Genomic DNA, 23,466 nt, shown 5'->3' with positions numbered 1-23,466 from the left:
GGCCACACCGAGAAGGAGGTGATCGCGTGAGCACGGACTGCTGCGAGAACGGCTGCTGCGACGACGAGACGTGCTGCTGACGGCCCCCGCAACAAGAAGGGCGAGGATTCGGTACCGTCCGAATCCTCGCTCCTTTGTGCTCAGCGTGTGCTCAACGGTTCACCCGAAGCGGCCCGAGACGTAGTCCTCGGTCGCCTTCTCCTTCGGGTTGTTGAAGATCGTCGTCGTCTCGGCGTACTCGATGAGCTTGCCGGGCTTGCCCGTGCCCGCGATGTTGAAGAACGCCGTCTTGTCCGAAACGCGCGCAGCCTGCTGCATGTTGTGCGTCACGATGACGACCGTGTACTTCTCCTTGAGCTCGTTGATGAGGTCCTCGACCGCGAGCGTGGAGATCGGGTCGAGGGCCGAGCACGGCTCGTCCATGAGGATGACATCCGGCTTGACCGCGATCGCGCGCGCGATGCAGAGGCGCTGCTGCTGGCCGCCCGAGAGGCCCGATCCCGGCTTGTCGAGGCGGTCCTTGACCTCGTTCCACAGGTTCGCGCCGAGCAGCGACGACTCCACGAGCTCGTCCGCATCCGACTTCGAGATCCGCTTGCCGTTGAGCTTGACGCCCGCGAGCACGTTGTCGCGGATCGACATCGTGGGGAACGGGTTGGGCCGCTGGAAGACCATGCCGACGTGCGAGCGGACGGCCACGGGGTCGACGCCCGGGCCGTAGAGGTCGTCGCCGTCGAGGAGAACCTGGCCCTCGACGCGGGCGCCCGGAAGCACCTCGTGCATGCGGTTGAGCGTCCGGAGGAACGTCGACTTGCCGCAGCCCGACGGGCCGATGAAGGCCGTCACGGAGCGGGCCGCGATGTTGATGTTCACGCCCTCGACGGCACGGAAATTGCCGTAGTAGACGTTCAGGTCCTTGACGTCGATTCGCTTGGACATGATTTCCTTCAGTTTCGGTGCGGGTCTAGGGGTCAGCGGCCGGTCTTCGGGGCGAAGAACTTCGCCACGAGACGCGCGATGAGGTTGAGGATCATGACGCAGATGATGAGCACGAGGGCGGCGCCCCACGCGCGCTGGAGGCTCGGACCCGGGTTCGAGGGTGACGTCGGGTTGAGGATCTGCGTGTAGATGAACGTCGGGAGCGAGGACATCCAGTCGGCGAAGACGTTGAGATTGATCTTCGTCGCAAACCCCGCCGTCACGAGGATCGGCGCGGTCTCGCCGATGACGCGCGCGATCGCGAGGGTCACGCCGGACGCTATGCCGGAGATCGCCGTCGGGATGACGACCTTGAGGATCGTGCGCCACTTCCGCACGCCCAGCGCGTACGAGGCCTCGCGCAGCTCGTTCGGGACGATCTTGAGCATCTCCTCGCTCGAGCGCACGACCACCGGGATCATGAGCACGGAGAGCGCGACGGCGGCAACGAAGCCGGTCTTCGTGCCGGGGCCGAAGAGCGTCGCGAAGAAGGCGGCGGCAAAGAGGCCCGCGACGATCGAGGGGATGCCCGTCATGACGTCGACGAAGAACGTGATGGCCCGCGAGATCCGTCCGTCGTTGCCGTATTCGACGAGGTACACGGCCGTGAGGAGGCCGATCGGCACGGAGATGACCGTGGCCCACAGCGTGATGAGCAGGGTGCCCATGAGCGAGTGGTAGATGCCGCCGAGGACGCGCGTCCCGTCGGTTGCCGACTCGTTGTCCTGGATGCCGCTCACGCCGTTCATCGACGTCCCGAGGAATCCCGGCGTCGTGAGCCCTTTCGTGCCCTCGACGAGCACGGTCCAGATGACCGAGACGAGCGGGAGGAGCGCGACGAGGAATGCGCCGACCACGAGGCACGTCGCGAGCTTGTCCTTCGCCTTGCGGGATCCTTCGACGGCGCCGCTCCACGTGACGAAGACGAGGGTGAAGACGAGGGCTGCGAAGATGCCCCAGCCGAACGCGTTGAACCCCACGAGGGTCGAGAGCGCGGCGCCCACCACGAGGGCGACGGCGAGCGAGGCCCACGGGGCGAATCGCGGGAGGCGGTTGCGGGTGAGGGCGGAGCGACGCGGCGTGCGCGCAGCAACAGTGGTCATGTCAGTTCGCTCCCGAGAATTCCTTGTGGCGGCTGATCACCCAGCGCGCGATGACGTTGACCACGAGCGTGATGACGAACAGGACGAGGCCCGCCGCGATGAGCGTGCTGAGGCTCAGGCCGCTCGCTTCGGGGAAGTTGAGCGCGATTTCGGCCGCGATGGTCTGGTTGCCCGACCGGATGAGGCTCGCGATGAGCGGCCCGGAGGAGAGCACGAGCGCGACGGCCATGGTCTCGCCGAGCGCGCGGCCGAGGCCGAGCATGACGGCGCTGATGATGCCGGGGCGTGCGAACGGGAACACCGCCATGCGGATCATCTCCCAGCGCGTCGCGCCGAGCGCGAGCGCGGCCTCCTCGTGCAGCTTGGGCGTCTGGAGGAAGATCTCGCGCGAGATCGAGGTGATGATCGGGATGACCATGACGGCGAGGACGACGGCGGCCGTGAGGAGCGTCTTGCCCGTCGCCGAAGCGGGGCCGGAGAAGATCGGGATCCAGCCGAGGGCCGATGCGAGCCAGTTGTACCCCGGCACGAGCGCGGGCGCGAGGAACGAGATGCCCCACGCGCCGAAGACGACCGACGGGATGGCGGCGAGGAGGTCGATGACGTAGCCGAGGATCTGGGCGACCCGTCGCGGCGCGTAGTGCGAGATGAAGAGGGCGACGCCGATGGAGATGGGCGTCGCGATGACGAGGGCGACGGCGGCTGCGATCACAGTGCCGACAACGAGGGGCAGGATGTATTGCCAGAAGCCCTTGCCTCCGGCAATCTGGTCCTGGGGCGCCACGAGCGCGGGAAATGCCTGGGCGACGAGGAAGACCGCGACCGCGCAGAGCACCACGAGGATGATGATTCCGGCGGTCAGAGCCGAGCCGGAGAAGATCTTGTCTCCCGCCGCGCCGCTCTGGGACGAGAGGCTGGGCGTCCCACCGGACTGCTTGGGGGTCTTTGTCTGGGTCGTGGTCACTTCGGGTCCCTTGCGTACAACGTGGGAGGTCTCGTCAGCAGCTTTCGTCTTCTGACTCATCATTCTTCCATCCAGCGCAAGGCCCGCCCTGAAAACATGTCCAGGGCGGGCTCGCGCTAGCTCGGCGTCGATTAGGACTTGACCTTGATGGAGGCGACGGCCGACTTGACCTTCGCAGCGAGGGCCGAGGAGAGAGGGGCGCTCTTCGCGGCGGCTGCGGCGGCCTTCTGGCCCGCGTCCGAAGCAACGTAGGTCTCCCACGCCTTCACGAGGTCAACGGTGGCCTGATCCTTGTAGGCCGTGCAGACGACGTGGTACGAGACGAGGACGATCGGGTAGGCCGAGCTGTCCGTGAGCGTGCGGTTGAGGCTGAGCGCGAGGTCGTTCGCGGCGCGGCCGTCGGCCGGCTTCGAGAGCTCGACGGCCTTCGAGGCAGCGTCGGCGGAGAGCTCGACGAACTTGTCGCCGACCTTGATCTTGGCCTTGCCGAGGCTGCCGCCCACGGCAGAGTCGTCGGCGTACGCGAACGCGCCCTGCGTGTCCGTCACGGTCTTGACGACACCCGAGGTGCCCTTCGCGTTCTCGCCCGGGAGCGAGGCCGGCCACGTCTGGTTCGACTTGTCGGTCCAGACCGAGGGAGCGGCCTGCGCGAGGTAGTCGGTGAAGTTCTGCGTCGTGCCCGAGTCGTCCGAGCGGTGCACGGGCGTGATCTTGAGGTCGGGGAGGCTCACGCCGGAGTTGTCCGCGGCGATCGCCGGGTCGTTCCACTTCGTGATCTGGCCACGGAAGATCTTCGCGATCGTGTCGGCGGTGAGGTTGAGCGACGTGATGCCCTGGAGGTTGAACGTCACGGCGATCGGGGAGATGTAGACCGGGAGGTCGAGCGCGCCGTCGGCGCCGCAGACGGCCTTCGCGGAGGTGAGCTCGTCCGTCGACATGGCGGCGTCGGAGCCGGCGAACTGGCTCGCGCCCGAGATGAACGTCTTGCGGCCAGCGCCCGAGCCGTCCGGCGAGTACTGGACGGTCACGCCGGGGTTCGCCTGGGTGAAGCCCTGCTTCCACGCGTCGACCGCGGAGGCCTGGGCGCTCGAGCCGGTGCCGGTCAGCGTGCCCGTGACCTTCGGGCCCGACGCCGAGTTCGTCGCGCCGGAAGTGCCGGCGGCGTTGTCAGAGCCGCACGCGGAGAGCGCGAGCGCGCCTGCCGCGATGACAGCAACGGCCGAGAGGCGGCCGAAACGGATAGCCTTCACGAAATTGACCCCTTCCAGGGTGATTGAGGTGCGCCGTGCGACTGGCGCGTCCCAACGGGTGCGTACGAGGTCGTACTGCAATCGAAGTTAGGGTTCGCAGGTAACGAAACTCAGGGGCGTAGGTAAACGGAAGGTGAACGGAAAGCGGAGGTCGGGTGACAACACGGGCTGGTGTCTTGAACATCACACCTCCACTGAGTATTGGCGTGCGCCTCCCTAAACTGCAGGTGTGGAAACCCCTGCGCATGGAGCACCCGACCAGGCGAAGCAGGACCGCGCCCACCTCGCGGGGCTCCCCTCGCTGGCCCGCGAGCGCGCCCGCGCGGGATGGGCCCGCACGCGCGCCTCGCTGCTTCCCGCGCTCCTCATGACCGTCGGCGCCGTCGTCGCCTATCTCATCGCGTATTACCTGCTTGGGCATGTCGGCCCGATCTTCGCCGCGACGTCCGCGCTTATCTCGCTCGGCTTCGGGCGCGACCTCACGGTGCGCAAGGTGCTCGAAGTCGCCGTCGGCTGCACCCTCGGCATCGTTCTCGGCGACCTCATGGTGACGGTGTTCGGCGCGGGAATCTGGCAGGCCGGCGTCGTGCTCATGATCTCCCTCCTCGTCGCGAGGTTCCTCGACCGCGGGGTCATCTTCGCGACGCAGCTCGGTATCCAGTCGCTCTTTGTCGTCCTCCTGCCGGCCCCCGTCGGCGGGCCGTTCACGCGCAGCCTCGACGCCGTCGTCGGCGGCCTCGTCTCGCTCCTCATCACGGCGCTCCTGCCCCGGGATCCGCGCGTCCAGCCGCGCGACGACCTCGAGAAGCTCGTCGCCGCGTTCTCGGAGATGCTGCGCGAGTGCGCCGAGGCCCTTGCGGAAAGCGACTCGACCCGCGCGTGGCACGCCCTCGTCCGGGGGCGCGGGTCGCAGGGGCTCGTCGACACGATCCGCGCGACCCTCAAGACCTCGGGCGAGGTCACGCGCATCGCCCCCGCATATCGCCGGTACCGCGGCGAGATCGAGGACTTCGCGCGGGCCGTCGAATATCTCGATCTCGCGCTGCGCAACGGTCGCGTCGTCGCGCGTCGGCTCACGAGCACGATCAACAACGCGGCGCTCTCGGAGCGCGCAGCGGAGGGCATCGCGGGGCTGCTCTCGGATACGGCCGAGTCGCTCGACCTCGTGGCGGCGGGCCTCTCGACGTGGGACCGGGAGTCCCGTCGCATCAACCTTCGCTCCGCGGGCCTCATGCTCGAGGACATCGCGTCCCGCGCACACCCGCGCAAGCTCCACGTCGAACGGCTCGAGGGTGAGGCCCTCGTGATCCTCATCCGGCCCATGCTCGTGGACCTGCTCGAGGCAACGGGGTACGACCATGAGGACGCCGTCGCGCTCCTGCCTGGCCTCTGACGCCTGCGCCGCCGCGGTCTGCGCGGCACGGCCAAGAATGTCGGCGCCCGGAACTAGCCTTGGGCTATGGCTTCGAAGACCTCCACCCGTACAACCACGCGTGCGCCCGGCTACCGCTGCGCCGAATGCGGCTGGACGACCGCGAAGTGGGTGGGCCGCTGCGGCGAGTGCCAGGAGTGGGGCACGGTCGAAGAGGTCGGCGGGGCGGTGGCCCGGACGACGGCGGCCGCGACCGTGCGCGAACCGGCCCGCCAGATTGCCGAGATCGACGCGACGGAGGCGGCGTTCCTGCCCACAGGCGTCGGCGAGCTCGACCGTGTGCTCGGCGGTGGGCTCGTGCCGGGCGCCGTGATTCTCCTCGCGGGCGAGCCCGGAGTCGGCAAGTCGACGCTCCTGCTCGACGTCGCGGCCAAGGTCGCATCGGCGGGTTCCGCAGGCGACGCTGCGCCTTCGGGTGTTCTCTACGTCACGGGCGAGGAATCAGCCGCGCAGGTCAAACTGCGGGCCGAGCGCATCGGCGCCGTCGCCCAGGGCCTCTATCTCTCGGCCGAGACCGATCTCGCGCAGGCGCTCGGCCACGTCGAGAAGCTCGAGCCGCGGCTGCTCGTCGTGGACTCGGTCCAGACGCTCTCGAGCGCCGAAGTCGAAGGCAGCGCGGGCGGCGTCTCCCAGGTGCGGGAGGTGACGGCGTCGCTCATCGCTGCCGCCAAACGGCGGAACATGACAACTCTCCTCGTCGGCCACGTCACGAAAGAAGGCTCGATCGCGGGGCCACGGCTCCTCGAGCACCTCGTCGACGTCGTGTGCCAGTTCGAGGGCGAGCGCCATTCGCGCCTGCGGCTCCTCCGGGCGGTCAAGAACCGGTACGGGCCGACGGACGAGGTCGGATGCTTCGACCTTGCCGAGGATGGGATCGCGAGCGTCACGGACCCCTCGGGCCTCTTCGTCTCCCGCACGCGCGAACCGGTCTCGGGCACGTGCATCACGGTCACGCTCGAGGGCCGCAGGCCGCTCCTCGCCGAGGTGCAGTCGCTCCTCGCCGAGAGCGCGAACGGCCAGCCGCGGCGCGCGACGAGCGGCCTCGACTCCTCGCGCGTCGCGATGCTTCTCGCGGTCCTCCAGCAGCGCGCGGGGTGCGTGCTCCACAAGGACGACAGCTACGTCGCGACCGTGGGCGGCGTGAGGCTCACAGAGCCTGCGACCGATCTCGCCGTGGCCCTCGCCGTCGCGTCCGCGAAGACGCGGCAGGCACTCCCCCAGCGGCTCATCGCGTTCGGAGAGGTCGGGCTCGCGGGCGAGGTGCGTCCCGTGCCAGGCATCAACCGGCGCATCCAGGAAGCCCATCGGCTCGGGTTCACGCACGCGATCGTGCCCGCGAGCCCGACCGGCCCCGGGGAGATCCCGCCCGGATTCTCGGTCCGCGAAGTGGGGCACGTCGCGGAGGCCCTGGGACTGCTCATCACGCCGTCCTGACCGGCATCGGCCGGGCGACGCGGCTCACCGAGGCCCTAAGCCTCGATGGCTCGCGCGCCCGCGCCCCACACGAGCGGGACGAAGAGCACGAGGGCCACGAGCTGGGTCCCGACGGCGAAGGCAGCGACGGCCGGAATCGACACCTCGTACAGGGCACCCATGGCCGTAGATCCCGCGAGCCACGCCGTGCCGTAGACCGCCGTGAAGACGCCGTAGGCCGTGGCTCGCCTGTCTCGCGGCACGAGCTTCGCGACGGCGGCGCGGAAGGTGGCCTCGTGCATCCCCAGCGAAGCACCCCACACCGCCGCGCCGATCCACACGAGGGCGGCTTCTGTGCTGAAGGAGAGGAACGGGACCGCCGCCGTGAGGGGCAGCGCGGCGACGAGCCCGCGGAGGCCGAACCGGTCGTAGAGCGCACCCGAGCCGAGGGCCGCGAGCCCGGCCGCCGCCATGGCAACGGCATAGACGACCGGGATGAGGGGCTCGGGCAGGACCCTGCGGACCTCCAGGTGATACGAGATGACCGCGAACGTCGCGAATCCGAGCATCGAGGCGGCCGTGAAGGCGCTGTACCACCAGAACGTCCGCGGAAGCCGGCTAGCGGTGACCTGCCCGTCGCCGCCGGGCTCGGCGCGTACGGGGCTGTCATAGTGATCCGGCGCGGGGACGGCGCGGCGCAGCAGAACGACGGCGAGGAGGGCCAGCGCGCCGGGGATCGCAAGGACCCCGAAGCCCAGGTGATAGCCGGAGACCGCGACCATGAGCGCGACCAGCAGCGGGCCGAGGAAGGCACCCACCTGATCGAGCGCCTCGTGGACAGCGAACGCCATCCCGTGCCCAATGGAGCCTCCCGCGTTGGCGAGCATCGTGTCCCGCGCCGGGGTGCGCACTGCCTTGCCGAAACGCTCGGCGACGACGAGGGCCGCCGCCTGCCACAGGCTCGCGGCGAGGGACATGACGGGAACCGCCACGACGGTGAGCGCGTAGCCCGCGATCGTGAGGGGCCAGTACCGTCGCGTCCGGTCCGCGAGGGGTCCCGTCGCGAGCCGCAGGACGAGCGCTGCGGCTTCGCCGAGGCCCGTGATGAAGCCAACGAGCGCGCCCGAGGCGCCCAGAGTCGCGAGGAACGGGCCCGTGATCGATCGGGCCCCTTCGTAGACGACGTCGGCGAGCATGCTGACCACCCCGAAGGCAAGCACGAAGCCGGTCGGGCCGATGCGATTCGAGGAACCGGAGACCGGGGTTCCCTGCTGGGCCATAAAGCTCCTCTGCTCGGACTCGAACGCGACAGGTCGGACGGTCACAATACCCGCGCACCTTGACGCCGAATTGTTATTCTGGCGCACTTTTGTGCGCGAACGCGCATATACCATGGGATTCAGTGCCCACGTGGGTGCCTTTGTTGTGCCACGAAAGGGAATGTCATATGGCTCGGACCCCCGAGGACGTGCTAGCCGACACGCTGGGCCGCGTCGCACCGGGGACGGGCCTCCGTGACGGACTTGAGCGCATCCTCCGCGGACGCACCGGCGCCCTGATCGTCCTGGGCTTCGACCGCACGGTCGAGTCAATCTGCTCGGGCGGCTTCGAAATCGGAATCGACTTCTCCCCCACACGTCTGCGCGAGCTCGCGAAAATGGACGGCGCGATCGTGACGGACCGCGAAGCGAAGACGATCATCCGCGCGGCGGTGCACCTCGTCCCCGATTCGACCATCCCGACGTCGGAATCCGGCACGAGGCACCGCACGGCCGAGCGCGTCGCGATCCAGACGGGCCTCCCCGTCATCTCGGTGAGCCAGTCGATGCAGATCATCGCCCTGTACGTGCGGGGCCTGCGCTACGTGCTCGAGGGCTCGGAGAAGGTCCTCGCGCGCGCAAACCAGGCGCTCGCGACCCTCGAGCGCTATCGCGCGCGCCTCGACCAGGTCACGAACTCACTCTCGGCGCTCGAGATCGAGGCCATGGTGACGGTCCGCGACGTCGCCCAGACGCTCCAGCGCCAGGAAATGGTCCGCCGCATCTCGGAGGAGATCGGCCAGTACGTCCTCGAACTCGGCGAGGATGGCCGTCTGCTCTCGCTCCAGCTCGAAGAGCTCACGGTCGGGCGCGGGCCAGGCAGCGACGTCGTCATCCGCGACTATGCGGGCGACGACGCGACGCCCGAGACGATCGACGGCGCCGTCGAAGCCCTCGCCGAGCTCTCGGCGACGGACCTCATCGACCTCAACCGCATCGCGGCGATCCTCGGGTACGCGGGCGGCGAGGCGACGCTCGACGCCGTCGTCGAGCCCCGCGGCTACCGACTCATCACGGGCCTCAAACCCGTGCCGCGCGCGGTCGCCGACCGGCTCGTCGACCACTTCGGGGGCCTCCAGAACCTCATGGCGGCCACGATCGAAGACCTCATGACGGTGGACGGCATCGGCGAGCAGCGCGCCCGCACCGTGCGCGAGGGCTTGAGCCGCATGGCCGAGGCGAGCCTCCTCGACCGGTTCCTCTGATCCGCCGCCGCGGCAGGCCGGGGACTAATCGAGCTTGAAGACCGCCTTCGGGCTCTGGAGCGGGCCGAGGGACGTCGTGAGCACGTAGATCCCCGGGCGCGGCTTGACCGTCACGGCCTTGCATCCCTCGGTCGAGCGGATCCTGGGCCACGGGAAATTCGCCGTCTCGCTCGCGCCCGGGGCGATGGTCTTGACGAGATCCGAGGCGTCCGACTGGCAGTCCTTCGAGTCGAAGATGCGGTCCGCGCCGCTCATGACGAGGTACTCCATCTGCGACGTCCCGACGTTCACAGGGCAGGGGATCGCGTTCTTGTTCATGACCTTGAGCGTCAGCACGGGATTCTCGGTGGACGCGTAGGCGGGCTTGTCGGTCGCCGCCGTGACCTCGATCTTCGCGGGGTCGCACGTCGGGGTGGCCGGCGGGGCGCTCGTGGGGGCGTCCGACGCCGCGGGCGAGGAAGCGCCGTCGGCCGTCGGGCTCGCGGTGGGGTTCGTGAGGGGGCCGGCGTCATCCGCCGCGCGGGCCGGCGCACTCGAATGCGACGCTGCGCGGACGAGCGCCCACGCGCCGCCCCCGATGAGCCCGAGCACGACGACGAGCAGCACCGCTGCGACGAGGCGGCGCCGTCGGTACACCGCAGGGCTGGGCCGGCGCGCGCCAGGGCGGGCACCGGTCTTCCGGGATGCCCCTTCGCCCCCCTGTCCCCTGCCCTGAGGGCCTCTGCCCTGTCCACGCGCTGCCACGCTTCCAAGGCTAAGAACCAACACCCCCTCGGGTCGCGCCGCCGCGCCGCGCGACTAGAGTGGAATAGCCCACCCGGACGCAAGGAGCTCCCCTGACCGCCATCGCCCCCGACCCCGCGCCCACCGCGCGCGAGCTGCGCGACCTGCACCGCGCCGTCGTCGGCTGGTTCGCGGACGAGGCCCGCGATCTCCCGTGGCGCGACCCCGCGTGCTCGCCGTGGGGCATCCTCGTGAGCGAGGTCATGCTCCAGCAGACGCCCGTGGTGCGAGTGCTCCCCGTGTGGCGCGAGTGGATGGAGCGCTGGCCGCATCCCGCCGACCTGGCCGCGGAACCCGCTGGCGAGGCCGTCCGCGCGTGGGGCCGCCTCGGCTATCCCCGCCGCGCGCTGCGGCTCCACGCCGCCGCGGCCGTCATCGCGCGCGAGCACGACGGCGAGCTCCCGGACACCGAGGAAAGCCTCCTCGGGCTCCCCGGCGTGGGCGGATACACGGCCGCCGCCGTCGCGGCCTTCGCGTTCGGACGCCGCGCCGCCGTCGTCGACACCAACATCCGCCGAGTCCACGCCCGCCTCGTGGGCGGCGAGGCGCTCCCGGCTCCATCCCTCACGGCCGACGAGCGCCGGCTCGCCGGTGAGCTTCTCCCGGACGACGACGCCGCCTCCGTGCGCTGGAACGCGGCGGTCATGGAGCTTGGCGCGCTCGTGTGCACAGCGAGGTCGCCGCGATGCGACGCGTGCCCCGTCGCCGGTGCCTGTGCGTGGCGCGCGGCGGGCGAGCCCCCGCCGTCCTACGTGCCGAAGGGCCAGGCCTGGCACGGCACCGACCGGCAGGTGCGGGGCGCCGTCATGGCGGTGCTCCGCGCCGCCTCGCGGCCCGTGCCGCGCGGGTTCTTCGACGGGCCGACAAACGCGGATGCCGCGCACTCCGGGTCCGTGGGCATCGAGCTCGCGCGCCTGCACGCCCTCGCGGCGGGGCCCGAGCAGCTCGAGCGCGCGGTCGCGGGCCTTCTCGCGGACGGCCTCGCCGTAGAGCGCCCGGGCGGCCTCGCCCTTCCGTAGCGTTTCCCGAGCGCCTACCCTGCCTGCATGGGGGTTGCTCGCATCCGCGTCGGTTTGCTTGCCACGGTGCTTGCGCTGGCGGCCCTCCCGCTGACGGCGTGCCTTCCCTTCAGCACAGCGTGCCCAGCGGTCGGATATGTCTCGGCGATCAGCATCTCGATCGCTCCCGAGCGGATCGTGACGCTCGACCCCGATTCCCTCGAATACCGGGCCTGCCAAGACGGCGCGTGCCGGGAGGCACCGCTTCAGCTGGGGCCTCGATTGGTCTCCGCGCCGCTCCCCCCGTCGGCATCCCCGCGCCCACCGGCGTCCGGTCCGGCGCTGGCCTTCGCAACCCCGCCGCAGTTCACCGCGAGCCCCGCCGGGCTGACGGTTTCCGGCACGACCGTTCAGGGCGAGTCCGTGGGACCGCTGCACGTGACGATCACACCGAAGGTCGACTACCCCGACGGCCCGACGTGCGGCCAGCGCATCACCGCCGCCGTCCGTTGGGATCTCTCGGGCCTCCACCAGCTGCCCTCCTAGAATCGGAGTCTTGCGCCACAACTCAGGCGCTGATCGGGCCGAATTCGGCGCGTTTCAGCCCTGAATTGTGGCGGATCGAGCCGAAGGCATTGAGCCACAGCCCCACGGGGCCTAGCCTCAGGTCATGGCGCGCTCCCGGCACCTCGCGGCGGCCTTCGCGGCTGGCCTTGCCGCGCTCCCACTCGCCGCGTGCTCGCACCCAGCCGCTTGCCCGGCCATCTCGCTCGCCTCGGTCGTGACGATCCATGTCGCAGAACACCGTGCGGCAACCCTCGACCACGCGTCGCTCACGGGCGAGGCGTGCCAGGATGGCGCTTGCTACGGCGGTCCGCTCGAGCTGCGCGCCGAGGGCGGCGACAGCACGCAGGCCACACCGGTGCCCTCGTACGTCGCGATGATCCAGATGACGAAGCCCCTCACGGAGAACCCGATCGACCTCACCGTCTCGGGCAAGGACACCTCAGGCGCGTCGATCGGCGATCCGCATCTCCGGTTCAGCCCGCGGATCGACTACCCGTGGGGGCCGCAGTGCCCGCGCGTCGTGATCGCGGAGACGACGTTCGACGACGCCGGGCTGCACGCGCGCTGAAAGGCGCCTACTCCTTCGCGCGCCCCGCGAGCCACTTGATCATGCGGGTGTTGCCCAGCGTGTTCGGCTTGACGCGGGCGAGGTCGAGGAACTCCGCAACGCCCTCGTCGGAGGAGCGCAGAAGTTCGGAGTACACCTCGGGGTCCACGGCCGACTGGTCGGCCATGACCTCGAAACCGTGCCGCTCGAAGAAGCGCACCTCGAAGGTGAGGCAGAAGACGCGCTGGACGCCGATCTCGGCAGCCTCCGCGAGGAGCTGCTCGACGAGCGCGTGCCCCACGCCGTGACCGCGCCAGTCGTCGGCGGCCGCGAGCGTGCGGACCTCGGCGAGGTCCTCCCACATGACGTGGAGGGCGCCGCAGCCGATGAGCTCGCCGTCGGCCGTCTCGGCGACGCGGAATTCCTGGATCGACTCGTAATAGGCCACGGATTCCTTCGAGATGAGGATCCGCCGCTCGGCGAGGGGGGCGACGAGCCGCTTGATCGCCGCGACGTCGCTCGTCCGCGCGCGCCGGATCCGGAAGGTCGACGCGACGGATTCAGGGACGAGGGGAAGGGCGGCAGTCATGGAGCAATCCTAGTGGCCGGGCCTCACCGCCTTGACCGTCAACCGGACCGGCCGCGCCCCGCTCAGCCGCCCGGCGCGAGCTCCTTCGAGTAGTAGAGCTGCGGCTCCGCCTGCCCGGCGTCGTGATTCGCGTAGCCGTGCCGCTCGTAGAAGCGCCGCGCGTCGACGTCCTCCCCGTCCACGTTGATCTCGAGGAGCTCCCCGCCGCGCTCGCGTACCTCCGCTTCGACGGCCGCGAGGAGGTCGCCGCCGAGGCCCTCGCCGCGGCGCGACGGGACGACATACAGCTCGTCGAGCAGCGCAACGCGCCCGTCGAACCAGACATTGGGCCGCAGCGTGACGAGCGCAACGCCGGCCGCGGGCTCCCCTACGAGCACGGCGAACACGTCCGTGCCCGAGAGGAGCCCGACGAGTCGATCGGCGAGGGCGCGGATCCCCGGCGTCGGGCTGTCGAACTCACGGTTGAAAGCATCGAGCAGCTCGGCGACGACGACCGCCTCGCCCGGCGCGGCGACCCGCGGCGGCTCGCCGGGCATCGCTAGAGCCCCAGCTCCCGCGGGAGCTCGCGCTCCTCGCCCAGCACGTGCTCCGCGAGGAACGCGTTCACGACGCCGTACCACACCTTCGCGTGCTGCGGCTTGAGGATCCAGTGGTTCTCGTCCGGGAAGTAGAGGAACCGATGCGGGCTCGCGCCGTCGGCGTCCGCAGCGAGCTGCGAGGCGCTCAGGAGCTCATACCAGAGGCGCAGGCCCTCGCCGATGGGCACGCGATAGTCCTTGTCGCCGTGGATGACGAGCATGGGCGTGCGGATCTCGCCGACCGCGCGGTGGGGCGAGTTCGCCTCCGTCATCGCGGCGTCCATCTCCTTGGCCCAGTAGTGCGCCATGTCGGTCGTGAGCCCGAAGCCCTCGAGCGCCCACAGGCTCGCGTGCGTCACGATCGCGCGGAAGCGGTCGGTGTGCCCCGCGACCCAGTTGGCCATGTACCCGCCGAAGGATCCGCCCATCGCCGCGGTCCGCGTGGGGTCGAGGTCGGGCCGCCGGAGCGCTGCGTCGGTGAGGGCCATGATGTCGGAGAACGGCTCCGCGCCCCACCGGCCCCAGCCGCGCTGGATGAAGTCCTGGCCGTATCCCGTGCTGAGCGCAGGGTCGGGGAGCAGCACGGCGTAGCCCTGGGCGGTCATGAGCCACGGGTTCCATCGCCAGGTCCACGCGTTCCACGAGCCGATCGGCCCGCCGTGGATCCACACGAGCAGCGGGTGCTTGACGACGGCGGCGCCGTCGCCCGGGGAGGCCGACTCAGCGGACGACGGCGGGAGCGCGAGCCAAGCGCGCAGCGGCGTGCCGTCCTCCGCGGTCGTCGTCACCTCGTGGAGGCGGCCCGGGATCTCGGGCCGTTCGGCAGGGTTCTTGAGCCGGGACACGCCCCCGCCTGCGAGCTCGATCCGCACCACCTCGGGCGGGAGGAGGTAGGAGCTGCGGAGCGCGTAGGCGTGGGCCCCGTCAGGCGAGACGACGACGTCGCTGTACGCGGCGTCGTCGTGCGTCACGCGTGTGACCGCACCGCTTGCGACGTCAATCCGAAAAATCGGCGAGCGCCCGCCGTCGTCGGCGGTCACGAGGAGGGCCGAGCCGTCGGGGAGCCACGCCGCGGGGTGGGCCAGGCGGTCCCATGCGGGGGCGAGGCGGCGCAGCTCGCCGCTCGCGAGGTCGAGGAGGTGCAGCTCGCTCGTGTAGGCCTGGGTGGGCGTCGTGTGGGGCTCGACCACGACGGCGAGCATCCTGCCGTCCGGGCTCGCGGGCCCCGGGAAGAAGTCCTTGAGCTCCTCGGAGAGCAGCGTGCGGTGGGTTCCGCTCGCAACGTCGACGGCGACGATCTCGTCGCGCAGGTCCGCCTTCGCGAGGGGCTTCGCGAGGCCCGCGTAGAGGGTGGCGCCGTCGGGGCTCACGCTCGCCTCGGCGAAGCGGAGACGCCCGCCGACGCCGGGGGTCAGGTTGCGGAGTTCGAGGGCGGGCCCCTCGTCGAGAGTCGAGGGCTTGCCCGGCTCGGGCTCCTTCGACGAGCGTTCGACGGCGAAGAGGCGCGGCTCGGCGGGCCCGAGGTCCGCGTCCCAGAAGCGCACGGGGTAGCCCGAGTGGAGGATCGCCGCGACCTTGCCGTCCTTCCGCGCGGTGCGGCGGGCTTCGTCGTCGGCCTCGTCGGTGCTCCCCGGCAGGACCGACGTCTGGACGAACGTCGCGTCCGCGGAGCGCGCCGCGAGCACCGATGAAACGCCGCCGGCCCTGCTGAGGACGACGCGCGCCTCGCCGCCCTCGTGAGGGAGCAGCCACAGGGCGCTCACGGGCTCGTCGTCCGGCTTCTCGGGATCGGGCCGGGCGGATGTGAAGAAAAGGTCGCCGTTCGCGGCGAACGCGGCGCCGGCCTCGCCCTTAGCGCTGCGCGTGATGCGCCGGGCGGGCCGCTCGCCCGCGGGGTCGAGCTCCCACAGGGCCGTGCCGTACTCGGTGCCCTTGCCGCTGAGGGTCGCAACGGTCGTCACGAGGCGCGTCCCGTCGGGGCTGAGGACGAGCCCCGAGAGGCGCGGGATCGCGACATAGTGGTCGAGGTCGTGGAAGGGAGTCTCGGGCTGCGGCGCAGGCTCGGGCTGGTTCCCGCCGTCGTGCGGTTCGGGCTGGGACTCGCCGGTGCGGGGCATGGCGATCTGGGGGTCGGCGCTCATGGCTCCGATTCAACCCGGAAAGTGGCGTGGAGCACAGGGGCGTTCACTCGTGGTGAAACACTTCTTTCACACCGTCCGTCGATACGCCCCGTGAGTGAGGACCCGCGGGACGTGACCACCGGACGTTCAGGCCGGTTCGCCGAAGCCGTGCTCGACCTGCTCGCGCACGAGCCGCACCGCCTCGTCCGCGTCCGGCCCCGATGCCTCCACGACGAGCTCCGCCCCCTTCCGCGCGTTGAGGGCCATGAGCGCCATGACGGATTGCGCGTCGGCGCCGTTGATCGTGATCTCCGCGTCGAACTGCGAGAGCCGGCCCGCGAGGATCGCGGCGGGGCGCGCGTGCAGGCCCGCGCGGTTGGGCAGCGTGAGGATGGCCGACGCCGTCGGCTCGCCGACCTCCGGCGCCTCCTCCGGGGCGGCGCCGGGGATGGCCTCCTCGGCGGCCCGCACGACGGCGTCGACCTCCGCTCCCGCCTCAGCCGCCACCGCAGCGGCCACGGTGCCCTCGACGAGCGCCGCATCCGCGAGGCGGACCCGCGAGCGCTGGCCGTCCTCGAGGAACTCGAGCACGGACTCTGCCGTCATGACGGCCGAGCCCAGATCGGTCATGATCACGACGCCCCGGCCCTGATCGGCCTCGTCGATTCCCTTCATGATCTTGTCGAAGCTCGTGCCGAGGCCGCCTTCGTCGGTGCCTCCCGCGGCGACGAGCGGCACCGAGCCGGCCATCTGGGCTGCAAGCTCGATCACGCCCTCCGCGAGGCGCGCGCTGTGCGAGACGACGACGAGTCCGACGGGGCTCATGAGCGGCCTCCCGCGCTGATCTCGGAGACGGCGGCGGTCACCGCGGCCCGCAGGATGTACGACGTCGAGACGGCGCCCGGATCGAGATGACCCGCGCTGCGTTCGCCGAGATAGCTCGCCCGGCCCTTGCGTGCCACGAGGGGCATCGTCGCGAGGGCGCCCGCTTCGGCAGCCGCCGCCGCGGCAGCGAAGGCCGCCTCGCCGTCGGCCGCATGCCCCGCGGCGACGACGGCGGGAGACCAGGCGTCTACCATGGTCTTGTCGCCGAGATCGGCCTTGCCGCGCGCGACGATGCCGTCCCGCGCGGCCGCAAGCATGGCCTCGACCGCGGGGCCGTCGAGCGTATCCCGCTCCCCCACGGCGGCGGACGCGCGCAGGAACGCCGTCCCGTAGAGCGGACCTGCGGCGCCGCCCACCTTGCTCATGAGCATCATCGCCGCGACCTTGAGCGCCGCCGCGACGGACTCACTCGGCCCGTCGCCGAGCTTCTCGACCACGGCCTGGAAGCCGCGGTCCATGTTCTCGCCGTGATCGCCGTCGCCGATCGCCCGGTCGAGCTCGATGAGCTCCTCCCGATGCATGGCGAGGACACGCGCGCATTCGCGCAGCCAGCGGTCCGCCCACGCGGCATTCAGGTCGGTCATGTCACACTCCCCATCGAAGGGCCGGTGTGAGCACCGGCGCGTCCCAGAGTTCGGCAAGTTCGTCGTCGAGGCGGAGAACGGTCACCGAGCAGCCCTGCATCTCGAGGGACGTCACGTAGTTGCCCACGAGGCTGCGCTCGACCGTCGCGCCCCGTTCGGCGACAAGCTCCGCGGCACGGCCGAACACGATGTACAGCTCGGAGAGGGGCGTGCCGCCCATACCGTTCACGAAGAGCAGCACGCGGTCCCCCGCGACGACGTGGAGGTCGTCGAGCACGGGCGTGACGAGGTGCTCGGTGAGCGCATCCGCGGGCTCGAGGCCTACGCGGCGGCGGCCCGGCTCGCCGTGGATCCCGATGCCGATCTCGATTTCGTCCTCGGCGAGCTCGAAGCTCGGTTTGCCGGCATGCGGAACCGTGCAGGGCGCGAGGGCGAGACCCATCGAGCGCACGTTCTCGACGACCTTGCGCCCGAGCTTCTCGACGGCGTCGATCGAGTCCCCGCGCTCGGCGGCCGCGCCCACGATCTTCTCGACGAGCACCGTCCCCGCGACCCCGCGCCGACCCGCCGTGTAGAGGGAGTCCTCCACCGCGACGTCGTCGTTCACGAGGACCGTCCTGACCTCGATCCCCTCGGCCTCGCACAGCTCGCCGGCCGTCTCGAAGTTGAGCACGTCCCCCGTGTAGTTCTTGACGATGTGGATCACCCCGGCGCCGCCGTCCACCGCCTGCGTCGCGGCAATGATCTGATCCGGCGTCGGCGAGGTGAACACCGCCCCCGGCACGGCGGCGTCGAGCATTCCGAGGCCCACGAAGCCCGCGTGCAGCGGCTCGTGCCCGCTCCCCCCGCCGGAGACGAGGGCGACCCTTCCGTGGGCGGGGCCGACCGCCCTCGTCACGAAGAGCGGGTCGCGGTGAACGGTCACCAGATCGGGGTGGGCGCTCGCGAGGCCCCGCACCGTATCGCCGACCACCGCCCTCGGATCATTGATGAGCTTCTTCACACTGCTCCTTCGATCGGTCGCCGGCCGTCGCGCCATCGACGCGTGCGGATGGGGCCGGTTCTTGGAGCCTACCGGGAGGGGCAGCGCAGGGGTAGGCCGGGTGCGGCCTGCCCTCGCGCGGCGGGGAGCCGCTGTGCAGCGAACGACGGCGGCCCCTCACCTTGCCGGTGAGGGGCCGCCGTTCGGGGCAATGCGGATCAGGCGCCGATTTCCTTCGAGCCGCTCTTCGCGGCCGTCACGACCTCGGGAACGCGCGGACGCGGGGTGCCGGTGAAGGTGAACCGCGCGGTCTCGTCCTCGCCCTCGACGTCCACGAGCACGATGTCCCCCGCGGAGAGGTCGCCGAAGAGGATCTTCTCCGAGAGCTGGTCCTCGATCTCGCTCTGGATCACACGGCGCAGTGGCCGGGCGCCCATCGCGGGGTCGTAGCCGCGCGTCGCGAGCAGGACCTTCGCCTTCTGCGTGAGCTCGATGCCCATGTCCTTGTCCCGGAGACGCTTCTCGAGCCGGTCGATCATGAGATCCACGATCTCGATGATCTCTTCCTGCGTGAGCTGCGGGAACACGACGAGATCGTCGACGCGGTTGAGGAACTCGGGGCGGAAGTGCTGCTTGAGCTCCTCCGTCACACGGGCCTTCATGCGCTCGTATGTCGTCTTCGTGTCCGTGCCGGACTGGAAGCCGGTCATGACGCCCTTCGAGATGTCCCGGGAGCCGAGGTTGGTCGTCATGATGATGATCGTGTTCTTGAAGTCCACGACCCGGCCCTGGCTGTCCGTGAGGCGCCCGTCCTCGAGGATCTGCAGGAGCGAGTTGAAGAGGTCCGCGTGGGCCTTCTCGACCTCGTCGAACAGGACCACCGAGAACGGCCGGCGGCGCACCTTCTCGGTGAGCTGGCCGCCCTCTTCGTAGCCGACGTAGCCCGGAGGGGCACCGAAGAGCCGCGAGACCGTGTGCTTCTCTGAGAACTCGGACATGTCGAGCGTGATGAGCGCGTCCTCTTCGCCGAAGAGGAACTCCGCGAGGGCCTTGGCGAGCTCGGTCTTGCCGACACCCGTCGGGCCCGCGAAGATGAACGATCCGCCCGGACGCTTCGGGTCCTTGAGGCCCGCACGCGTGCGCCGGATGGAGCGCGAGAGCGCCTTGATCGCGTCGTCCTGGCCCACGACTCGCTTGTGCAGCTCGTCCTCCATGTGGAGCAGTCGCGAGGACTCCTCCTCGGTGAGCTTGAACACCGGGATGCCCGTCGAGTTCGCAAGCACCTCGGCCACGAGCTCCTCATCGACCTCGGCGACGCCGTCCATATCGCCGGACTTCCACGCGCGCTCGCGCTCGGCGCGCTCGGAGATGAGCTTCTGCTCCTTGTCGCGGAGCGACGCGGCGCCCTCGAAGTCCTGCGCGTCGATCGCGGACTCCTTCTCGAGCTTGAGGTTCGCGATGCGCTCGTCGAGGGCCTTGAGCTCGGGCGGGGCCGTCATACGGCGGATGCGCAGGCGCGCGCCCGCCTCGTCGATGAGGTCGATCGCCTTGTCCGGGAGGAAGCGGTCGCTGATGTAGCGCTCCGAGAGGTTCGCCGCAGCGGCGAGGGCGCCGTCCGTGATCGTCACGCGGTGATGCGCCTCGTAGCGGTCGCGGAGGCCCTTGAGGATCTCGATGGTCAGCGAAACAGAGGGCTCCGAGACCTGGATCGGCTGGAAGCGGCGCTCGAGCGCGGCGTCCTTCTCGATGTGCTTGCGGTACTCGTCGAGCGTCGTCGCGCCGATCGTCTGGAGCTCGCCGCGGGCCAGCATCGGCTTGAGGATGCTCGCGGCATCGATCGCGCCCTCGGCGGCACCCGCACCCACGAGGGTGTGGATCTCGTCGATGAACAGGATGATGTCGCCGCGCGTGCGGATCTCCTTGAGCACCTTCTTGAGGCGCTCTTCGAAGTCGCCGCGGTAGCGGGAGCCGGCCACGAGGGAGCCGAGGTCAAGCGTGTAGAGCTGCTTGTCCTTGATCGTCTCGGGGACGTCGCCGCGCACGATCGCCTGCGCGAGGCCCTCGACGACGGCGGTCTTGCCGACGCCGGGCTCGCCGATCAGCACGGGGTTGTTCTTCGTGCGGCGCGAGAGGACCTGCATGACGCGTTCCATCTCATGCTCGCGCCCGATCACGGGATCGAGCTTGTTCTCGCGCGCAGCCTGAGTGAGGTTGCGACCGAACTGGTCGAGCACCACGGAACCGGCCGGGCTGCCCTCGGGCTGGCCGGCGCCGGAGCCCGCAGACGCAGCCTCCTTGCCCTGGTAGCCGGACAGGAGCTGGATGACCTGCTGACGGACGCGGTTGAGATCCGCGCCGAGCTTGACGAGCACCTGAGCCGCAACGCCTTCGCCCTCACGGATGAGGCCGAGAAGGATGTGCTCGGTGCCGATGTAGTTGTGGCCAAGCTGGAGCGCCTCGCGCAGCGAGAGCTCGAGGACCTTCTTGGCGCGCGGCGTGAACGGAATATGGCCGGACGGGGCCTGCTGGCCCTGCCCGATGATCTCCTGCACCTGCTCGCGCACACCGTCCAGGGAGATGCCCAGGGACTCGAGGGCCTTGGCGGCCACTCCTTCCCCCTCATGGATGAGGCCCAGGAGGATGTGCTCGGTGCCGATGTAGTTGTGGTTGAGCATGCGGGCCTCTTCTTGGGCCAGCACGACCACGCGGCGGGCGCGGTCTGTGAATCTCTCGAACATCGCTCGAACTCCCCGGTCTTGCTGTTGGGTGCAATGCCGTCAAAGGCGGCACTGGCGCGTAGTTCGATGCTACGTGCCGAGCGCTCGGTGCACAGCGCTGTTCGCCACAGGGTGAACGCACGGCAAACGGCCTCCGCCGCACCCGTAACCTGCCGAAACAGCAGGAAACCCGGTGCTTGGCACCGGGTTTCCGTGTGAGTCTGCGAACTCCGATCAGGCGTTGGCCTTGCGGTACGCTTCCTGAATCTCGGCCTGGATGCGGCCGCGGCTGTTCACGCCGTACCCATTGTCGCGGGCCCATTGGCGGATCTTGGCGGACTCGGAATTGCGCGAGCTGCTGCCCGAGGCCGCACGGGCCCGCGGCGCCTGGCCCAGGCGAGCCGTCGACTTGCGCGCCACGGCAACGTAATCCACGAGGGACTCGCGAAGCTTCGCTGCGTTTGCGTGGGAAAGATCGATCTCGTAGCTGGATCCGTCGAGGCCGAAACGCACGGTTTCGTCTGCAGAACCGCCGTCGAGGTCGTCAACGAGGATGATCTTGACTTTCTGTGCCACGGGCGTTCTCTCTCTGTCGGCGCTGGGGAACGGCATGCTCAAGCACTGCGCGCTGCGGTCCGAGAACAATTCGAAGATCTAACTGCCCGATCAGGCCGCCGCTATTGCACTTCCATTATGCTTCCGAGCCAGCACCTCGTCAAAACGAATCACCCAGCTGACGGGGAACTATTCCCCTCGCCGCCGCGTTCCGCTTCTCTTTCCGCTTGGGCCAGCGCTTCTCGCTCCGACTTGTCCGCGTTGAAAATCGCCCGAATCGCGAACCAGAAAATCAGGCCGACGACGATGGGCGGGAGAAGGACGGCTACGTAATCCATGTCAGTTCGCCTCGGGCTTGAGGAGGGGGAAGAGGATGGTTTCGCGGATGCCTGCCTGCGTGAAGAGCATGACGAGGCGGTCAATGCCGAGGCCGATGCCGCCCATGGGCGGGGCGCCGTATTCGAGGGCCCGGAGGAAGTCCTCGTCGAGCTGCATGGCCTCGTCGTCGCCCTCTGCGGCGAGGCGGGACTGCTCGGTGAGCCGCTCGCGCTGGATCACGGGGTCGATGAGCTCGGAAAACGCGGTTCCGCGTTCCATTCCCCCGATAATGAGGTCCCATGCCTCGATGAGGCGCGGGTCGTCGCGGTGCGGGCGCGCGAGCGGCTGCGCCGACGGCGGGTAATCGTACACAAACGTCGGATTCAGGAGCGTCGGCTCGACGATATCCCCGAAGAGCTCGATGACGGCCTTTTCGGTGGTCCACAAAGGATCCGTCTTTACGCCGAGTTTGTCACCGATCTCAAGAAGGCGTTCAAGCGGGGTCTCGGGCGTGATCTCTTCTCCGACGGCTTCCGAGAGGCCGGGGTAAACGCCGAGCCAGCGCCATTCGCCATCGAGATCGATCGTTCCCTGCGGCGTCTCGATCTGCCGGGTTCCCACGACATCCGCGACGTTGAGGATGATCTCCTTCATCCGCTCGGCCATCGTGAATTGGTCGGCGTACGCTTCGTAGCATTCGAGGGTCGTGAATTCAGGGCTGTGCGTCGAATCGACGCCCTCGTTGCGGAACACGCGCCCGATCTCGTACACGCGCTCGATTCCGCCCACCACGGAGCGCTTGAGGTACAGCTCGGTGGCAATGCGGAGCGTCATCCGCTGGTCGAACGCATTGAGGTGCGTTTCGAACGGGCGCGCTGTCGCGCCGCCGTGGATGAGGTTGAGCATGGGCGTCTCGACCTCCACGTAGCCGTGGGAATCGAGGGTGTCGCGGACCGACTTCGTGATCTTGGCCCGCGTATAGACCATCTGGCGCGCCTCCTCGCGCACGAGCAGGTCGACGTACCGCTGCCGGACGCGCGTCTCCTCGTTGAGCTCGGCGTGCAGGGTCGGGAGCGGGCGGAGGGCCTTCGACGCCATCTTCCACTCGTCGACCATGATCGAGAGCTCGCCGCGCCTCGAGGAGATCACCTCGCCGTGCACGAACACGTGGTCGCCGAGGTCCACAAGGGCCTTCCAGTCGGCGAGGCGCTCGTCGCCGACGTTCGCGAGGCTCAGCATGGCCTGGAGGCGCGTGCCGTCTCCCTCCTGGAGGGTCGCGAAGCAGAGCTTGCCCGTGTTCCGGACGAAGACGACGCGGCCGACGACGCCGACGACATCCCCCGTCGTGGAGTCCGGCTCGAGATCGGGGTACTTCGCGCGGATCTCGGCAAGCGAGTGACTGCGCTCGAGCTTGACGGGATACGGGTCTTCCCCGCTCGCGAGGAGCTTTCCGCGCTTCTCGATGCGAATGTGCATCTGCTCGCTGGCGTCGGCAGGCTCCATTCCCGGAGCGGCATTCTCTGCAGTCACAATGTTCCATTCTAACTTCAAGTCATCTGCCGGCACCCCGTGGGCTAGG

General features: G+C 69.7%; 22 protein-coding genes. 6 read left to right on the top strand and 16 right to left on the bottom strand.

The window, feature by feature from the left end:
* Positions 1-159 precede the first annotated feature (159 nt).
* The 4 genes from pstB to pstS all read right to left on the bottom strand — a co-directional run bounded on the left by pstB (position 160) and on the right by pstS (position 4,295).
* Positions 160-939 (bottom strand): phosphate ABC transporter ATP-binding protein PstB, encoded by a 780-nt coding sequence (gene pstB / locus SPF06_RS08770; RefSeq protein ID WP_323278657.1) that lies wholly within the window; start codon positions 937-939, stop codon positions 160-162.
* 32 nt (positions 940-971) lie between these two features.
* Positions 972-2,081, bottom strand: coding sequence for a phosphate ABC transporter permease PstA (gene pstA / locus SPF06_RS08765; protein ID WP_323278656.1), 1,110 nt, complete (start codon positions 2,079-2,081; stop codon positions 972-974).
* A gap of 1 nt (position 2,082) precedes the next feature.
* Complete coding sequence (gene pstC / locus SPF06_RS08760; protein WP_428985737.1) at positions 2,083-3,105, bottom strand: phosphate ABC transporter permease subunit PstC; 1,023 nt, start codon at positions 3,103-3,105, stop codon at positions 2,083-2,085.
* Between the two features lie 71 nt (positions 3,106-3,176).
* Entirely contained in the window at positions 3,177-4,295 is a 1,119-nt protein-coding gene (gene pstS, locus SPF06_RS08755; protein ID WP_323278654.1) for a phosphate ABC transporter substrate-binding protein PstS, read from the bottom strand.
* 229 nt (positions 4,296-4,524) lie between these two features.
* Between pstS and SPF06_RS08750 the strand changes: the two genes are divergently transcribed.
* Positions 4,525-5,688 (top strand): FUSC family protein, encoded by a 1,164-nt coding sequence (locus SPF06_RS08750; protein WP_323278653.1) that lies wholly within the window; start codon positions 4,525-4,527, stop codon positions 5,686-5,688.
* 66 nt (positions 5,689-5,754) lie between these two features.
* Positions 5,755-7,161 carry a DNA repair protein RadA gene (radA, locus tag SPF06_RS08745; protein ID WP_323278652.1) on the top strand — a complete coding sequence of 469 codons (1,407 nt, stop codon included), beginning with the start codon at positions 5,755-5,757 and terminating at the stop codon, positions 7,159-7,161.
* A 35-nt stretch (positions 7,162-7,196) separates the two neighbouring features.
* Here the strand turns inward: radA and SPF06_RS08740 are convergent, their stop codons facing one another.
* A complete protein-coding gene (locus SPF06_RS08740) occupies positions 7,197-8,420 on the bottom strand; it encodes an MFS transporter (protein WP_323278651.1) in 1,224 nt (407 codons plus the stop codon).
* A gap of 167 nt (positions 8,421-8,587) precedes the next feature.
* Here SPF06_RS08740 and disA point away from each other — a divergent pair, with 167 nt between their 5' ends.
* Complete coding sequence (gene disA, locus SPF06_RS08735; protein ID WP_323278650.1) at positions 8,588-9,664, top strand: DNA integrity scanning diadenylate cyclase DisA; 1,077 nt, start codon at positions 8,588-8,590, stop codon at positions 9,662-9,664.
* 24 nt (positions 9,665-9,688) lie between these two features.
* Here disA and SPF06_RS08730 read toward each other — a convergent pair whose 3' ends face one another.
* On the bottom strand, positions 9,689-10,300 hold the full coding sequence (locus SPF06_RS08730; RefSeq protein ID WP_323278649.1) for a hypothetical protein: 612 nt from the start codon (positions 10,298-10,300) through the stop codon (positions 9,689-9,691).
* 338 nt (positions 10,301-10,638) lie between these two features.
* Here SPF06_RS08730 and SPF06_RS08725 point away from each other — a divergent pair, with 338 nt between their 5' ends.
* The 3 genes from SPF06_RS08725 to SPF06_RS08715 all read left to right on the top strand — a co-directional run bounded on the left by SPF06_RS08725 (position 10,639) and on the right by SPF06_RS08715 (position 12,580).
* Positions 10,639-11,466 (top strand): HhH-GPD family protein, encoded by an 828-nt coding sequence (locus SPF06_RS08725; protein ID WP_428985736.1) that lies wholly within the window; start codon positions 10,639-10,641, stop codon positions 11,464-11,466.
* Between the two features lie 27 nt (positions 11,467-11,493).
* The gene (locus tag SPF06_RS08720; RefSeq protein ID WP_323278648.1) at positions 11,494-11,991 is read left to right on the top strand and encodes a hypothetical protein; all 498 of its coding nucleotides are present in this window, start codon (positions 11,494-11,496) and stop codon (positions 11,989-11,991) included.
* A gap of 124 nt (positions 11,992-12,115) precedes the next feature.
* The gene (locus SPF06_RS08715; protein WP_323278647.1) at positions 12,116-12,580 is read left to right on the top strand and encodes a hypothetical protein; all 465 of its coding nucleotides are present in this window, start codon (positions 12,116-12,118) and stop codon (positions 12,578-12,580) included.
* A 7-nt stretch (positions 12,581-12,587) separates the two neighbouring features.
* Here SPF06_RS08715 and SPF06_RS08710 read toward each other — a convergent pair whose 3' ends face one another.
* From SPF06_RS08710 to lysS, 10 genes are all read right to left on the bottom strand, one after another.
* Entirely contained in the window at positions 12,588-13,148 is a 561-nt protein-coding gene (locus SPF06_RS08710) for an amino-acid N-acetyltransferase (protein WP_323278646.1), read from the bottom strand.
* A 62-nt stretch (positions 13,149-13,210) separates the two neighbouring features.
* Positions 13,211-13,684, bottom strand: coding sequence for a GNAT family N-acetyltransferase (locus tag SPF06_RS08705; RefSeq protein WP_323278645.1), 474 nt, complete (start codon positions 13,682-13,684; stop codon positions 13,211-13,213).
* A gap of 2 nt (positions 13,685-13,686) precedes the next feature.
* The gene (locus tag SPF06_RS08700; protein WP_323278644.1) at positions 13,687-15,867 is read right to left on the bottom strand and encodes a prolyl oligopeptidase family serine peptidase; all 2,181 of its coding nucleotides are present in this window, start codon (positions 15,865-15,867) and stop codon (positions 13,687-13,689) included.
* Positions 15,868-15,993: 126 nt separating this feature from the next.
* Positions 15,994-16,671 (bottom strand): dihydroxyacetone kinase phosphoryl donor subunit DhaM, encoded by a 678-nt coding sequence (dhaM, locus tag SPF06_RS08695; RefSeq protein WP_323278643.1) that lies wholly within the window; start codon positions 16,669-16,671, stop codon positions 15,994-15,996.
* A complete protein-coding gene (gene dhaL / locus SPF06_RS08690) occupies positions 16,668-17,315 on the bottom strand; it encodes a dihydroxyacetone kinase subunit DhaL (RefSeq protein WP_323278642.1) in 648 nt (215 codons plus the stop codon). Before dhaL ends, dhaM begins: the two co-directional genes overlap by 4 nt.
* Position 17,316: 1 nt before the next feature.
* Positions 17,317-18,318, bottom strand: a complete 1,002-nt coding sequence (gene dhaK, locus SPF06_RS08685) for a dihydroxyacetone kinase subunit DhaK (protein ID WP_323278641.1) — start codon at positions 18,316-18,318, stop codon at positions 17,317-17,319.
* 197 nt (positions 18,319-18,515) lie between these two features.
* Entirely contained in the window at positions 18,516-21,035 is a 2,520-nt protein-coding gene (locus SPF06_RS08680; RefSeq protein ID WP_323278640.1) for an ATP-dependent Clp protease ATP-binding subunit, read from the bottom strand.
* A 213-nt stretch (positions 21,036-21,248) separates the two neighbouring features.
* Entirely contained in the window at positions 21,249-21,590 is a 342-nt protein-coding gene (locus tag SPF06_RS08675; RefSeq protein ID WP_323278639.1) for a histone-like nucleoid-structuring protein Lsr2, read from the bottom strand.
* Positions 21,591-21,739: 149 nt separating this feature from the next.
* Positions 21,740-21,907: a hypothetical protein gene (locus tag SPF06_RS08670; RefSeq protein WP_323278638.1), complete on the bottom strand. Its 168-nt coding sequence runs from the start codon at positions 21,905-21,907 to the stop codon at positions 21,740-21,742.
* 1 nt (position 21,908) lies between these two features.
* The gene (gene lysS / locus SPF06_RS08665) at positions 21,909-23,390 is read right to left on the bottom strand and encodes a lysine--tRNA ligase (protein WP_323278768.1); all 1,482 of its coding nucleotides are present in this window, start codon (positions 23,388-23,390) and stop codon (positions 21,909-21,911) included.
* Positions 23,391-23,466 lie beyond the last annotated feature (76 nt).

It is taken from the genome of Sinomonas terricola (assembly GCF_034931225.1).
Classification (GTDB): Bacteria; Actinomycetota; Actinomycetes; order Actinomycetales; family Micrococcaceae; genus Sinomonas; species Sinomonas terricola.
This window is presented reverse-complemented; position numbering and strand designations above follow the sequence as displayed.

Coding starts and splice junctions, on each gene's coding strand:
- pstB (WP_323278657.1), bottom strand. CDS start 939: ATGTCCAAGCGAATCGACGTCAAGGACCTGAACGTCTACTACGGCAAT.
- pstA (WP_323278656.1), bottom strand. CDS start 2,081: ATGACCACTGTTGCTGCGCGCACGCCGCGTCGCTCCGCCCTCACCCGC.
- pstC (WP_428985737.1), bottom strand. CDS start 3,105: ATGAGTCAGAAGACGAAAGCTGCTGACGAGACCTCCCACGTTGTACGC.
- radA (WP_323278652.1), top strand. CDS start 5,755: ATGGCTTCGAAGACCTCCACCCGTACAACCACGCGTGCGCCCGGCTAC.
- SPF06_RS08740 (WP_323278651.1), bottom strand. CDS start 8,420: ATGGCCCAGCAGGGAACCCCGGTCTCCGGTTCCTCGAATCGCATCGGC.
- disA (WP_323278650.1), top strand. CDS start 8,588: ATGGCTCGGACCCCCGAGGACGTGCTAGCCGACACGCTGGGCCGCGTC.
- SPF06_RS08720 (WP_323278648.1), top strand. CDS start 11,494: ATGGGGGTTGCTCGCATCCGCGTCGGTTTGCTTGCCACGGTGCTTGCG.
- SPF06_RS08715 (WP_323278647.1), top strand. CDS start 12,116: ATGGCGCGCTCCCGGCACCTCGCGGCGGCCTTCGCGGCTGGCCTTGCC.
- SPF06_RS08710 (WP_323278646.1), bottom strand. CDS start 13,148: ATGACTGCCGCCCTTCCCCTCGTCCCTGAATCCGTCGCGTCGACCTTC.
- SPF06_RS08705 (WP_323278645.1), bottom strand. CDS start 13,684: ATGCCCGGCGAGCCGCCGCGGGTCGCCGCGCCGGGCGAGGCGGTCGTC.
- SPF06_RS08700 (WP_323278644.1), bottom strand. CDS start 15,867: ATGAGCGCCGACCCCCAGATCGCCATGCCCCGCACCGGCGAGTCCCAG.
- dhaM (WP_323278643.1), bottom strand. CDS start 16,671: ATGAGCCCCGTCGGACTCGTCGTCGTCTCGCACAGCGCGCGCCTCGCG.
- dhaL (WP_323278642.1), bottom strand. CDS start 17,315: ATGACCGACCTGAATGCCGCGTGGGCGGACCGCTGGCTGCGCGAATGC.
- SPF06_RS08680 (WP_323278640.1), bottom strand. CDS start 21,035: ATGTTCGAGAGATTCACAGACCGCGCCCGCCGCGTGGTCGTGCTGGCC.
- SPF06_RS08670 (WP_323278638.1), bottom strand. CDS start 21,907: ATGGATTACGTAGCCGTCCTTCTCCCGCCCATCGTCGTCGGCCTGATT.
- lysS (WP_323278768.1), bottom strand. CDS start 23,390: ATGGAGCCTGCCGACGCCAGCGAGCAGATGCACATTCGCATCGAGAAG.